14 protein-coding genes and 2 tRNA genes are annotated in these 12,584 nt (G+C 44.4%); 12 read left to right on the plus strand and 4 right to left on the minus strand.

All coding sequences use genetic code 11. The features are described 5' to 3' along the window. Window position 1 precedes the first annotated feature (1 nt). Both NQ564_RS10635 and NQ564_RS10640 read left to right on the plus strand, forming a co-directional pair. Window positions 2-292 (plus strand): DUF3876 domain-containing protein, encoded by a 291-nt coding sequence (locus NQ564_RS10635; RefSeq protein WP_008150985.1) that lies wholly within the window; start codon window positions 2-4, stop codon window positions 290-292. A 35-nt stretch (window positions 293-327) separates the two neighbouring features. Next, the gene (locus tag NQ564_RS10640; protein ID WP_008150986.1) at window positions 328-621 is read left to right on the plus strand and encodes a helix-turn-helix domain-containing protein; all 294 of its coding nucleotides are present in this window, start codon (window positions 328-330) and stop codon (window positions 619-621) included. A gap of 216 nt (window positions 622-837) precedes the next feature. Here the strand turns inward: NQ564_RS10640 and NQ564_RS10645 are convergent, their stop codons facing one another. The 3 genes from NQ564_RS10645 to NQ564_RS10655 form a co-directional block, all read right to left on the minus strand. Continuing rightward, window positions 838-2,067: a site-specific integrase gene (locus tag NQ564_RS10645; protein WP_008150989.1), complete on the minus strand. Its 1,230-nt coding sequence runs from the start codon at window positions 2,065-2,067 to the stop codon at window positions 838-840. 243 nt (window positions 2,068-2,310) lie between these two features. Next, window positions 2,311-2,384, minus strand: a tRNA-Asp gene (locus NQ564_RS10650). An 11-nt stretch (window positions 2,385-2,395) separates the two neighbouring features. Then, a tRNA-Asp gene (locus NQ564_RS10655) sits at window positions 2,396-2,472 on the minus strand. Between the two features lie 548 nt (window positions 2,473-3,020). On the opposite strand from NQ564_RS10655, the gene NQ564_RS10660 reads away from it, so the two are divergent. The 10 genes from NQ564_RS10660 (at window position 3,021) to NQ564_RS10705 (ending at window position 11,917) form a co-directional block, all read left to right on the plus strand. After that, entirely contained in the window at window positions 3,021-4,019 is a 999-nt protein-coding gene (locus NQ564_RS10660; RefSeq protein WP_008150990.1) for an IS110 family RNA-guided transposase, read from the plus strand. Between the two features lie 373 nt (window positions 4,020-4,392). Further along, a complete protein-coding gene (gene hisH, locus NQ564_RS10665; RefSeq protein ID WP_008155036.1) occupies window positions 4,393-4,983 on the plus strand; it encodes an imidazole glycerol phosphate synthase subunit HisH in 591 nt (196 codons plus the stop codon). Between the two features lie 6 nt (window positions 4,984-4,989). Then, complete coding sequence (gene hisA / locus NQ564_RS10670; RefSeq protein ID WP_008150992.1) at window positions 4,990-5,709, plus strand: 1-(5-phosphoribosyl)-5-[(5-phosphoribosylamino)methylideneamino]imidazole-4-carboxamide isomerase; 720 nt, start codon at window positions 4,990-4,992, stop codon at window positions 5,707-5,709. 19 nt (window positions 5,710-5,728) lie between these two features. Beyond that, window positions 5,729-6,484, plus strand: a complete 756-nt coding sequence (gene hisF / locus NQ564_RS10675) for an imidazole glycerol phosphate synthase subunit HisF (protein ID WP_008150993.1) — start codon at window positions 5,729-5,731, stop codon at window positions 6,482-6,484. Window positions 6,485-6,660: 176 nt separating this feature from the next. Then, window positions 6,661-7,257, plus strand: a complete 597-nt coding sequence (gene hisIE, locus NQ564_RS10680; protein ID WP_008150995.1) for a bifunctional phosphoribosyl-AMP cyclohydrolase/phosphoribosyl-ATP diphosphatase HisIE — start codon at window positions 6,661-6,663, stop codon at window positions 7,255-7,257. A gap of 5 nt (window positions 7,258-7,262) precedes the next feature. Then, entirely contained in the window at window positions 7,263-7,940 is a 678-nt protein-coding gene (locus tag NQ564_RS10685) for a cell division ATP-binding protein FtsE (RefSeq protein ID WP_008150996.1), read from the plus strand. Between the two features lie 64 nt (window positions 7,941-8,004). After that, entirely contained in the window at window positions 8,005-9,324 is a 1,320-nt protein-coding gene (locus tag NQ564_RS10690) for an aspartate kinase (RefSeq protein WP_008150997.1), read from the plus strand. 177 nt (window positions 9,325-9,501) lie between these two features. Continuing rightward, entirely contained in the window at window positions 9,502-10,662 is a 1,161-nt protein-coding gene (gene lysA, locus NQ564_RS10695; RefSeq protein ID WP_129650090.1) for a diaminopimelate decarboxylase, read from the plus strand. 216 nt (window positions 10,663-10,878) lie between these two features. Beyond that, complete coding sequence (locus tag NQ564_RS10700) at window positions 10,879-11,199, plus strand: hypothetical protein (RefSeq protein ID WP_021862076.1); 321 nt, start codon at window positions 10,879-10,881, stop codon at window positions 11,197-11,199. Between the two features lie 106 nt (window positions 11,200-11,305). Continuing rightward, on the plus strand, window positions 11,306-11,917 hold the full coding sequence (locus NQ564_RS10705) for an outer membrane beta-barrel protein (RefSeq protein WP_021862075.1): 612 nt from the start codon (window positions 11,306-11,308) through the stop codon (window positions 11,915-11,917). On the opposite strand, the gene NQ564_RS10710 is transcribed toward NQ564_RS10705, so the two are convergent. Then, entirely contained in the window at window positions 11,875-12,573 is a 699-nt protein-coding gene (locus NQ564_RS10710) for a DUF6261 family protein (protein WP_008151002.1), read from the minus strand. The genes NQ564_RS10705 and NQ564_RS10710 overlap by 43 nt on opposite strands. Between the last annotated feature and the right edge of the window lie 11 nt (window positions 12,574-12,584).

The raw sequence follows: 12,584 nt of genomic DNA on the forward strand, positions 1-12,584 counted from the left end.
TATGAAAAAGGAAACAGAAACAAACCGTTCTTTCAGGCTGTCGGCTATTGCAGGCACATGGGAAAGCCTGAATCTTCATCCTGCCATTATGATATATCCAAGCAGACGGAAATACCTTCTCTCCATGCTCCGTGTTTCGGATAACGGGCAAGCCAGACCAGCCACCTACGAGATACAGAAAGAGAAGAACCGCTATTTCATTGTAGAGGGCTTCAAGCGGCTCTATATCGGTTATGACGAAGTGAAAGATATACTTTCCATTTCTTATTATGGCAACTATTTACGTGACTGATATGTTCCAAACTACCGATAAAACAATATTTCAATATGGAATTGATAAACGGAAACAGTGAACCGGTAAAAGAGTTCTTCCAATCTTTGGAGTGCTTGCTGGACGGTATCAACCGACTGGTAAAGGAGAATAAACCGTCATTTGGCGATGATAGCTTTTTGAACAACAGAGAAGTGTCTAAGTTGTTGAAAGTTAGCATCCGCACATTGCAGGAATGGAGAGATACGGGTATCATCCCCTATATTCAGATACGGGGAAAGGTTATCTACCGCCAAAGCGATATAGACAGACTTCTGCAATCATGCTATAATGAAGAACGGCAGGAATAGCCTACCGTCCCCCGAATACATTTTTCCCGGAACTGACTAAGAACATTAACTTTGCCAGTGTAGTAGTCCGTCTGTGCAAGCCTTTTAAAGAAAATACTACCCGAACATCGTGAGGTGTGGAGATTTTCTTTAAAACCCGTAGGGCTTGGGCTTGAACGGACGGAATACGGAGCTTATCTTTGTTAATGTCTTATTCGGTTTCGGGAAATTATACCGTCAGCCATTTAGAAAGTTTCTCTCCACATTTGCCATGTCACGCATAATGGAACTATCCAATACCCGTGCATAATGCTGTGTCATTCTGATATTGGAATGTCCCAAAATCTTAGAGACATTTTCCATTGACACGTCATTGGCGAGAAAAACAACGGTAGCCGCAGTATGGCGGGCAACATGTGTAGTTAAGCGTTTGGCAATACCGCATAAATCAGCGATTTCTTTCAAGTAGGCATTCATGCGCTGATTACTGATTACGGGTAAAAGCACACCTTTCTTTATACACTCCGCATTATCTTTATATTTCCCCAATATCCTTTGGGGAATGGATAAAACGGGAATGTTACACATCTGATTGGTTTTCTGCCGTACCTTGCGTATCCACAAAGCATCGTTATTGTCTTTTATCAGGTGCTCACGGCTTAACTGCTGCACATCAACGAAAGCAAGTGCGGTGAAGCAGCAAAAGACAAAAATATCCCTTACCTGCTCCAGCCTTTTGATTGTAAATTCCTTGTTCATCAGAATATCCAGTTCCTCACGTGAGAGGAACTCTACGTTTACTTCCTCCTGCTTGAAACGGATGCCGTAAAACGGGTCTTTCTTTATCCAACCGTTAGCCAAAGCTATGCGGACAACCTTTTTCAAGTTCTTCAAATGCTTCAATGCGGAATTGTTTTGGCAGTGCTTATCCGTTTTCAGCCAAAAATCAAAATCACGGATAAATTGCCCGTCCAGTTCTACCAGCATTATATCATCACGGTGGTAGCAACTGCGGATATACTCTTTCAAGCGATTTATGGAAGTATCAAACTTGGTTACGGTGCTTTCCGTATATTCTTTGCCAATCAGGGCACGGCATTTCTCGTTATGTTCCGCATAAACTTCCAGCAAGCTGCGCTGTACCTTGTCACGTCCATAAAAACAATCTTTTATTATATCGGCTGTTATTGTTTTGTTGTCTATTTCCAGTTCACGGTGTATCTGCAATATTTTGGCGCGAACCGTATTGATATAGTGGTTCAGTTCGTTGGCTACACGGTCTTTCCCTTTGGAACATTCCTTTTTCTGATTCCATAAATCTACGGGAATGCTCCGTTTAATCATAACTTCGGCTACTCGCTTGTTCACGGTGATGCGCATGCAGATAGGAGCTTCACCGTTTTTCAGAAGTTTCGATTTCTTGATGATGAACAATACGCTCAATGTGTTTCTTTTCACTGCTCCCATAATTCTTTGATTTTTAAGTGGTACAAAATTAGTTTGCTACGCTCAAAAACCAGCTACGCAAAAAGCTGACAATCAAAGACAAATGCGTCAATTCGTGGGAGCAAAAACGGCTTTCAAAAAGTCCCACGGATAAGCCACGTGAGAACTGCCTAAAACCGCTGTTTTTTGCCGAAGCGGGGAAAAAGAAAAAGCTCTGAAATCCTTGAATTTCAGAGCTTTGCTTTAATTTGCTATTTACTTTCGCGGTGCGTACGGGACTCGAACCCGTGACCCCATGCGTGACAGGCATGTATTCTAACCAACTGAACTAACGCACCAAAATGTTTCTTGGCGGTCCGGACGGGACTCGAACCCGCGACCCCATGCGTGACAGGCATGTATTCTAACCAACTGAACTACCGAACCTTTACTTTTTCAAGTGCTATTCCTCTGAATTGCGATGCAAAAGTAGGTGGTTTATTTGAATTATGCAAGAGTTACACACATATATTTTTTATTATTTTTCAATCATCTCTGATAATAAACCTTTTACACTGAAACTTTTTTATTCATATTCTGAAAGACACATCCGTTTTTGTCTTGCTATTATTCCATAGTTCCGTCTGTTATGCTTTGCAAGCACCCTTACTAAGCAAAAAATGTAGGAACAGAAGAATCCATTTTTGCCAAAAAGGAACGGATTCCAAGCAGATTCATAGCCGATAAAAATACTCTAAGTTTGCGTAAAGCAAGAAGCTGAGGTTAATCTATATCTTTGTTGTATGAAGAAAATAGATTAACCGACTAACGGAAGTACACTAATAGAAAATGATAGTCTTTCAAGACTAGTTATTGTAACAGACTTCCGTTAGTCAAGCAGGCAAAGACTAAATAGATTATTGATATATATGAGGATATCATTTAGAGTAGTAGCCCATTCCTGCTTTCGGTTAATCCAAAAACAATATAAAGGTATGAATAAATTATTTATCGGGATTGATTTCTCCAAGAAAAAAGTGGATGTAAGTGTGATAGAGAAAGAAAACATGTCTTCAGGAGTCCATCGTGAGTTCAGTAATGATGTTGCCGGACATGAGAGTCTGTTGGCATGGCTTTGTGAAAGCTATCCGCAGACAGGCAAGGATCAGATGCTCTTTTGCGGTGAGAACACGGGACTTTACAGCGTTTGTTTGAGTAACACTCTCGCGCACGAAGGTTATACACTGTGGCTGGAACATCCTTACAGTATCAAGCACAGCAGTGGCATGCAACGCGGGAAAAATGATAAATCGGATTCATTGCTGATCGCACAATACGCTTGCCGTTTCGAGGATATGGCCAAGGTCTATGCCCCCAATACGGAAACCATACGGGCGTTGCACTCATTTTTTACATTCCGTGATTTATTGGTGAAAATGAAAAATGAAGCATTGGTACATGCCAAAGAACTCCATTCGGTCCTGAAAGGGAATCGCGCAACGGATTACATATATCAACATAGCCTGACACAAGTGAAAAACTTGACCCGTGAAATAAAAGATGTGGAAAAGGAAATAATGGATCTGATCAACAGTGAAGAGGAGATCAAAAACAATTATGAGCGTATTACATCCATCAAAGGCGTGGCTTTTGTCAACGCCCTTGCTTTGATCGTTTATACCGAAAACTTCACCTGTTTTGACGATCCACGCAAGCTGGCCTGCTATGCGGGAGTGGTCCCGTTCCAACGAACCTCCGGATCCAGTGTCAAAGGTAACGCAAAGACCAGTGGATTTGCCAATAAAAAACTAAACACGCTACTCACCCAAGCGGCACGAACGGCTGCCATACATGATCCAATATTAAGAGAGTATTACAGGCGCAAAAGGGAAGAGGGGAAGCATCATAATTTGGTTATAAACAATATTAGAAACAAACTGATACATCGAATCTGCGCATTAGTCAGGAACCAAACTTTCGACCAAGCGGCTTAGATTTTTGCAATATTCTTAATTTGTTTTAAAATCTTTCCGTTTATTTGGTTGGGAACATAGATTACAATAACCCCTACGATATGGGAAATATTTGTATTCCACTAATGTTCAACACTTTGACAAATATCATGTTTATTAAAAAATATTACCTCTGCGGGTAATTCGAAATAAACGGGATAGAAAACCAAATTTCATGCACTACTATTTCGATTTAGACCAGCGGGTATTTGAGGAAACCATACAATAAGCCAAGAATGGCAAACCAGCCAGTTTATCACAAATAACATCTATTCTGCAACTTTTCATAAAGCAGACATCTATATGTCATGATAATTTGTTAGTTTTGCAGTTCAATATAAAAAAGAAAGCAACAATGGATGTCGCCATTATCAAATACAATGCCGGAAATATTTATTCTGTGAGTTACGCACTGAAGAGGCTGGGAGTCGAAGCAACAATCACAGCAGATCCGGAACTGTTATGTAAAGCGGATAAAGTAATCTTTCCGGGTGTCGGTGAAGCCCAGACCACAATGGAACACCTGAAAGAGCATAAACTGGATGCGATTATAAAAGGATTGAAGCAACCTGTTTTAGGCATTTGCCTCGGCATGCAGTTGATGTGCCGCCATTCGGAAGAAGGTGATGCGGATTGCTTAGGCATTTTCGATACAGAAGTAAAACGTTTCATTCCGCAGCAACACGCAGATAAAGTTCCGCACATGGGATGGAATACGATTACGGATGTTAAAGACGGACTGTTCAACAAGCAATTGGAAAACAAGTTTGTTTATTTCGTACACAGTTATTATGTACCCGTAAACAAATATACCGCCGCAACAACCGAATATATTCTCCCGTTCAGCGCTTCCCTGCATAAAGACAATTTCTATGCGACTCAGTTCCACCCGGAAAAAAGCGGTTCGGTCGGCGAGGTTATATTAAGTAACTTTTTAAAACTGTAATGTGATATGATAGAGTTGATTCCGGCAATAGATATGATCGACGGGAAATGCGTACGCCTCACCCAAGGTGATTACGACACCCAGAAAGTGTATAACGAAGATCCTCTGGAAGTAGCCAAGATGTTTGAAGATCATGGCATCAGGCGTCTGCATGTGGTAGACTTGGACGGAGCGCGGCAAGGGCGGATCATCAACTACCGTATGTTGGAACGGCTGGCGACACGTACTTCGCTGATCATTGATTTCGGAGGTGGACTGAAACAGGAAGGAGACCTGGAAATTGCTTTCGAAAGCGGTGCGCAGATGGTTACGGGCGGAAGCATCGCCGTGAAGAATCCGGAAATATTCACTTCCTGGATCACCAAGTTTGGTCCGGAGAAAATCATCCTCGGAGCTGATGCCAAAGATAAGATGATCGCAATAAGCGGATGGGAAGAGACGACAGACAAAGAACTGATCCCTTTCATCCAGGATTATTACGACAAAGGGATCACGAAGACAATCTGTACGGACATCAGTCGCGACGGCATGTTGCAAGGACCTGCCATCGAATTATATAAGGAGATACGGGAACAGATACCTCTGCTTTACCTGATAGCCAGCGGAGGCGTCAGTTCCATACAAGATATTGAAAAACTGGCTGAAGCGGGTATTCCGGCTGTCATCTTCGGTAAAGCGATTTACGAAGGGAAGATACAACTGAAAGACTTGATCCGCTTCACCTGATAAAAACGAATGATTATATATGCTTGCCAAGAGAATAGTACCTTGTTTGGACATAAAAGATGGGAAAACCGTTAAGGGAATTAATTTCGTAAACTTCCGCGATGCCGGCGACCCGGTCGAACTGGGGGCACAATACAGCCGGGAGGGAGCAGACGAGTTGGTATATTTAGATATAACCGCTTCGCACGAAGGACGTAAGACATTTACGGAACTGGTCAAGAAGGTAGCGGCCAATATCAGCATTCCTTTCACGGTTGGCGGCGGCATCAACGAGCTGAAAGATGTAGAGCGCCTGTTGAGCGCCGGAGCCGATAAGGTTTCCATCAACTCGGCAGCCCTGCGTAATCCGGAACTGATCGAAGAGATTGCCAAAAATTTCGGCAGCCAGGTATGTGTGGTGGCCATCGATGCAAATTTCGAAACGGGCGACTGGATATGCTACCTGAATGGCGGACGTATTCCAACGGAAAAACATCTCTTTCAGTGGGCGGCAGAAGCAGAAAGCCGGGGAGCCGGGGAAATCCTGTTTACCAGCATGACACACGATGGCGTGAAAGACGGCTACGCCAACGAGGCGTTGGCCACACTGGCTGACAACCTGCACATTCCGGTCATTGCTTCGGGAGGAGCCGGAAAAATGGAGCACTTCCGCGACACATTCGCCCAAGGGAAGGCGGATGCGGCATTGGCGGCAAGCGTGTTTCATTTCGGGGAAATCGGCATAGGAACTTTGAAACAGTATCTCCACGAAGAAGGGATCAACGTCCGTCTCTGACGGCTACGGCAGAAAACAACCGTTTCCTTATAGGGAAACTCTCGTTACATGCCGATGAAACTGTTGTTACATACCTATGGAACTGTTGTTCCATGCCTATGAAACCGAAAACGGGTGCTGAAAGATAAAGAAACGCATACGGATGAATTAAGAACAATATAATAGTCAGATAAAAAATGAAATTAGATTTTGAAAAAATGGGCGGCCTGATTCCCGCCATCGTTCAGGACTACAACACAAACAAGGTATTGATGTTGGGCTTTATGAACGAAGAAGCTTACGAAGAAACAAAAACGACCGGTAAAGTGACATTCTTCAGCCGAACGAAAAACCGTATCTGGATGAAAGGTGAAACCAGCGGAAACACCCTGCAGGTAGTCACCATCGCAGCTGACTGCGACAACGACACACTGTTGATCAAGGCTATTCCCGCCGGTCCCGTATGCCATACAGGCGCCGACACTTGTTTCGGCGAAAAGAATGTGGAAGATATCATGTTCTTCAAATACTTGCAGAACTTCATCGAACAGCGTCGCCAGGAAATGCCGGAAGGTTCTTACACCACTACCCTGTTCCAGAAAGGTATCAACCGCATGGCACAGAAAGTAGGCGAAGAAGCCGTCGAAACAGTTATTGAAGCGACTAACGGGACAGACGAGCGCCTCGTTTATGAAGCTGCCGACATGATCTACCACCTGATCGTATTATTGACAAGCAAAGGACTTCGAATCGAAGACCTCGCACGCGAACTAAAAAGCAGACATAAAGGATAATAACAATGGAAGAGACAACCCTGCTCAAACTGGATAAAGTGGAAATCTGCCGTGAAGAGAATGTGATCCTTCATGAAGCTTCCTTTACGCTCCACAATGGAGAATTTGTGTATGTGATCGGAAAAGTCGGTTCCGGCAAGAGCAGTCTGTTGAAATCTTTGTACTGCGAAATTCCCATCAACCAAGGGGACGCATGGCTGCTGGACTATAACCTCTGCAAGATAAAACGGAAAGACATTCCTTACTTGCGCAGGAAATTAGGAATTGTCTTTCAGGACTTCCAGCTTCTGACCGATCGCTCGGTACACAAAAACCTCGAATTCGTCCTGAAAGCAACCGGATGGAAAAAGAAAAGCGAGATAAGAGAACGTATCGACAACGTGCTGTTTCAAGTCGGAATGCAGGACAAAGGCTACAAGATGCCGCACGAGCTTTCGGGAGGCGAACAGCAGCGTATCGTGATCGCCCGCGCTTTGCTGAATGATCCGGTATTGATCCTTGCAGACGAGCCGACCGGAAATTTAGACCCGGAGACAAGCGGGCAAATCGTACAACTGCTGCACGACATTTGCCGCAAAGGAACGGCCGTCGTCATGACGACTCACAACTACACGCTGGTACATAATTATCCCGCGCGTATAGTAAAATGTGAGAATGCCTGCCTAAGTGATGTTGGAGAATAATTTTTTATGTAACTTTGCACACGCATTTAAAGCGAAGAAGAACAAATTAATATAGTAAAAGAAAATGAAAGTTTTAAAGTTTGGCGGTACTTCTGTGGGATCTGCACAGAGAATGAAAGGTGTAGCAAAACTGATTACGGGAGAACGTAACATTGTAGTCTTGTCTGCCATGTCCGGTACAACCAACTCATTGGTTGAAATCTCGGATTACTTGTACAAGAAAAACCCTGACGGAGCAAACGAAGTCATCAATAAACTGGCTCAGAAATATTATGGCCATATTGAAGAACTCTACAGCACCGACGAATATAAGCAGAAAGCCAAAGAACTGATAAAACATCATTTCGATCATATCCGCACGTTTACGAAAGATCTTTTCACACTGTTTGAAGAAAAGGTTGTCCTGGCTCAAGGCGAACTGATTTCTACCGGTATGATGAACCTCTATCTGAACGAATGCGGCGTGAACTCCGTTCTGATTCCGGCATTGGATTATATGCGTACTGACAAGAACGCAGAACCGGACCCTGTGTATATTAAAGAAAAACTTGTCAAATTATTAGACGAACACAAAGACGCAGACCTCTTCATCACACAAGGCTACATCTGCCGAAATGCCTACGGCGAGATCGACAACCTGCAGCGTGGCGGCAGCGACTACAGCGCCTCTCTGATCGGTGCGGCTATCGGCGCAGAAGAAATTCAGATATGGACAGACATCGACGGTATGCACAACAACGATCCGCGTATCGTTGAAAAGACATCGCCGGTTCGCCACCTGCATTTCGAAGAAGCTGCCGAACTGGCCTACTTCGGGGCCAAGATCCTGCATCCTACCTGCATCCTACCGGCCAAGCTGAATAACATCCCTGTCCGTTTGTTGAACACGATGCAGCCGGAAGCTCCGGGCACCATGATTTCCAACATGACGGAAAAAGGAAAAATCAAAGCCGTCGCCGCAAAAGACAATATCACTTCCATCAAGATCAAGAGCGGCCGTATGCTGTTGGCTACCGGATTCCTGCGTAAGGTGTTCGAAATATTCGAAAACTACCAGACTCCTATCGACATGGTAACGACTTCCGAAGTAGGCGTTTCCGTTACGATCGACAATCGCAAACATCTGGAAGAGATTGTGGACGACCTGAAAAAATATGGAACGGTTACAGTGGACGAAGATATGGTAATCGTTTGCGTAGTAGGCGATTTAGAATGGGACAATGTCGGTTTCGAAGCCCGCATTGTCCAGGCAATGAAGGATGTCCCGGTACGAATGATCTCGTACGGAGGTAGCAACTACAACGTCTCGCTCCTTGTTAAAGCTTCCGACAAAACACGAGCATTGCAAGCATTAAGCGATCATTTATTCAACAATAAAGCATAAACAAAAAAGATGGCGTATCGAATCAATCAATACGCCATCCTTTTTCATAAGGTACAACAAAAAAGAAAGGGCCGTCTTCACAGATGACCCTTTCTGACCAAAACCTTAACTATGAAAAAATTTACGTGCTACAAATATAGATATACTTTTTTAATTACCAAAAGAAATTCAAAAAAAATGATATTAAAAGGTACATTTCCTATAGAAAAGTTCAAATCACTGGAAACTCCCTTCTATTTTTACGATATAAAGCTGCTGAAAGAAACGCTCAATATGGTGAAAACGGAAGCCGGAAAGTATGGCTATCATGCCCACTATGCAGTCAAGGCGAACGCTAATCCCCGTATCTTGTCTGTTATCGCTGAATACGGCCTGGGAGCCGATTGTGTGAGTGGCGGTGAAATACAGGCTGCACTCGATGCAGGTTTCCCTGCCTGCAAAATCGTTTATGCCGGTGTCGGCAAAGCAGATTGGGAGATCAACTTAGGGCTGGACAACGATATTTTCTGCTTCAACGTAGAATCGGCTGCCGAATTGGAAATCCTGGACGAACTGGCTGCCGCCAAAAACAAAGTAGCCCCGATCGCCCTCCGTATCAACCCGGAAGTAGATGCTCATACACATGCCAAGATTACAACCGGCATGAAGGAAAACAAATTCGGTATCAACCTGAGTCAGCTCGGACAGGTGTTGGACTTGGTCAGCCACCTGGAACATATTAAACTGATCGGCATCCATTGCCATATCGGTTCACAGATTACAGACATGGCTGCTTTCCGTGGCTTGGTAATCCGTGTCAATGAAATTCAGGAAGAACTGGAAGCGCGTGGAATAAAAGTTGAGAATCTGAATTTCGGTGGTGGTCTCGGAATCGATTACTATCACCCGAATCATTTGCCTATCCCGGCATTCGACAACTATTTTGCCGTATTCAACAAACTGTTGCAACTTCGTCCGGGACAGCAAGTTCATTTCGAGCCGGGACGTTCCATCGTCGCACAATGTGGTTCGCTAATTTCTAAAGTGCTGTATGTGAAAGTCGGTGAAACGAAGAAATTCTGTATTTTAGACGCCGGCTTCACCGAGCTGATCCGCCCGGCCATGTACGACGCATACCACCGCATGGAAAATATCACCAGCGACGAAGAAGTTGAAGTTTATGACGTTGTCGGCCCGATCTGCGAATCGTCCGACGTATTCGGTAAAGATGTCGAACTGAACCGTGCCCATCGTGGCGACCTGATCGCCCTCCGTTCCGCAGGCGCTTACGGCGAAGTGATGGCTTCGCAATATAACTGCCGGAAGTTGCCAGTGGCTTATTATTCGGATATGCTATAAACAACAAAACTGTCCTGTTCCCGCGCTTGACGCGGGATCGCACTAAAACTGCCACTATAAACATCTGATTGATAAGGTCGGTTCTTTTGCGGCCCCGCGTCAAGCGCGGGGACAAGGGGACTTGTATTTTTTCACATTAACTTACTAATCTATCAATTTAAAACCTTACATTTGTGATATTTATTTACTAAGTCTAACATTATAAAATTACCGCATATGAAAACACATGCAAACAATCCTCCAAGTTCAGGCTGTATCTCTATCCTCATGCTGCTCTTTTTATGCTTATCATTCTCTTGTTCTAATGAGGATATGCAAGAGAATCTATCAGGGAAAGAAGCAAAGGAGAAATGTCCGGCATATGTCAGAGGAACAAATCCTGAAACAAATAAAGGCCATGCATGGGTTGTGGATAGTCAACGCCGCAGTATGAACACGACCTACGATAAATACGAAAAAGACGATGGTTATGACATCTGGCGTATTTACATTGAAAAACATGCGGAAAGCGGTCCTCTTTCTTTTCATTGCAATTAGGGGAATAATGGTCTCTCCGACGGCTGGTATGTAGAAGGCGGTTTCCTCAAATACCAGAAGGATTTACAAATGATCAATGTTAAACCTTAAATATAAATCCATCATCATGAAAAAAATCTTTTATCTTTTTCTAATGATATTCGGTATCCAATCCGGCAGCACAGCACAAAGTCAGTGGTCTTTCGGGCCTAAAATCGGTTTGGGAATATCAGATGTGTCGGTTACAGGCATAGACCATAATTCTCGTACTGGCGTTACTGCCGGATTATTTGGAGAATACAGGATTCAGAACTTCGCATTAGAAGCTGATTTTTTATATGCGAACCAGGGTTTCAAATGGAATAAGGATGCTATTGAAGAGAACTATCTGCTAATTCCTCTGAAAGTCAAATTATATATGCCTTACATATTGAAAGGACTAAACATTTTTGCCGGACCGCAATTGGATCTTTGCATAAAAAGAAACGATTGGATTTGGCTATTGATGTCCGGCGAAGATGGGGCAGGAACGGGTAAACAAAACATTCCCTATCAAAACACATTAGCCTCCATCACTTTCGGCTTAGGCTATCGCTTCGACTTCGGGCTGGACCTGGCATTCAGTTATAATGCCGGGATCGTCTCAAATGTAAAAGAGTACTCCGACAAAAACTGCGTTTTCCAGCTCACTGCCGGTTACGACCTTTGCAAGCTGTTCAAGCTTTGCGGGAAGAAATGACCCTTAGCCTCATAAAAAAAGCGGAGATCCCTGCCATCCCCGCTTTTTCTTTTTTGTCCTCCGGGCTTACAATTCGCCGGGGCGTTCGTCTCCTCCGCCTCCGGCAGGAGGGGTCGGCGTGATGTCGCCCTTACCTGTGCTCCCCCCTTCCCGGCGCCGAGGCGATGGGAAGTGACGGCCCGGTAATGATCCAGACGAGTGTTCCAATACGTGATCAGTTCGGCATATTTCTCGTCGCCATTAATCAGGCAACGTGCATTGAGATGCTTGACCACATCTGCATAAGCCGCATCGCAGATCGGACGCGTTTGGGCAGTCACCTGTTTTTTCACCTGTTCCGTCCGTTCGCCCGTGCGTCCCGAACTCAATGAGGCGCAAAGGTCGTTCGCCTTTTTCAAAGCATCGATCCAACTGGAGAGTTTTAGCTTTTCAACATCATCCTTGTACTTGTCAGACTGCAGTTCCTGCAGGAAATTATCCATCATCCCCGTCTGGTCGTCATACGCACGCGCCTGTCCTCCCTGGAAGGCAGACACCAACGGGTCCATGTGGGCACCGACAGCCTTGATGAGCGGGTCATAATGTCGCTGGGTGGTCAGGATCTGTTCGATGATACCGATATGGAAATCGTCGCGATCCGCATCCGCAGCGTTCATTTGAGGGGTTA

Origin of the sequence: Parabacteroides johnsonii DSM 18315 (assembly GCF_025151045.1) — a bacterium.
Classification (GTDB): Bacteria; Bacteroidota; Bacteroidia; order Bacteroidales; family Tannerellaceae; genus Parabacteroides; species Parabacteroides johnsonii.

Bases quoted from the DNA above. Each gene is read 5' to 3' on its own strand.
- NQ564_RS10710 (WP_008151002.1), bottom strand. From the start codon at position 12,573: ATGAACGCTGCGGATGCGGATCGCGACGATTTCCATATCGGTATCATC.
- NQ564_RS10645 (WP_008150989.1), bottom strand. From the start codon at position 2,067: ATGGGAGCAGTGAAAAGAAACACATTGAGCGTATTGTTCATCATCAAG.
- lysA (WP_129650090.1), top strand. From the start codon at position 9,502: ATGATATTAAAAGGTACATTTCCTATAGAAAAGTTCAAATCACTGGAA.
- NQ564_RS10660 (WP_008150990.1), top strand. From the start codon at position 3,021: ATGAATAAATTATTTATCGGGATTGATTTCTCCAAGAAAAAAGTGGAT.
- NQ564_RS10700 (WP_021862076.1), top strand. From the start codon at position 10,879: ATGAAAACACATGCAAACAATCCTCCAAGTTCAGGCTGTATCTCTATC.
- NQ564_RS10635 (WP_008150985.1), top strand. From the start codon at position 2: ATGAAAAAGGAAACAGAAACAAACCGTTCTTTCAGGCTGTCGGCTATT.
- NQ564_RS10705 (WP_021862075.1), top strand. From the start codon at position 11,306: ATGAAAAAAATCTTTTATCTTTTTCTAATGATATTCGGTATCCAATCC.
- hisH (WP_008155036.1), top strand. From the start codon at position 4,393: ATGGATGTCGCCATTATCAAATACAATGCCGGAAATATTTATTCTGTG.
- NQ564_RS10685 (WP_008150996.1), top strand. From the start codon at position 7,263: ATGGAAGAGACAACCCTGCTCAAACTGGATAAAGTGGAAATCTGCCGT.
- NQ564_RS10640 (WP_008150986.1), top strand. From the start codon at position 328: ATGGAATTGATAAACGGAAACAGTGAACCGGTAAAAGAGTTCTTCCAA.
- hisF (WP_008150993.1), top strand. From the start codon at position 5,729: ATGCTTGCCAAGAGAATAGTACCTTGTTTGGACATAAAAGATGGGAAA.
- hisA (WP_008150992.1), top strand. From the start codon at position 4,990: ATGATAGAGTTGATTCCGGCAATAGATATGATCGACGGGAAATGCGTA.
- NQ564_RS10690 (WP_008150997.1), top strand. From the start codon at position 8,005: ATGAAAGTTTTAAAGTTTGGCGGTACTTCTGTGGGATCTGCACAGAGA.
- hisIE (WP_008150995.1), top strand. From the start codon at position 6,661: ATGAAATTAGATTTTGAAAAAATGGGCGGCCTGATTCCCGCCATCGTT.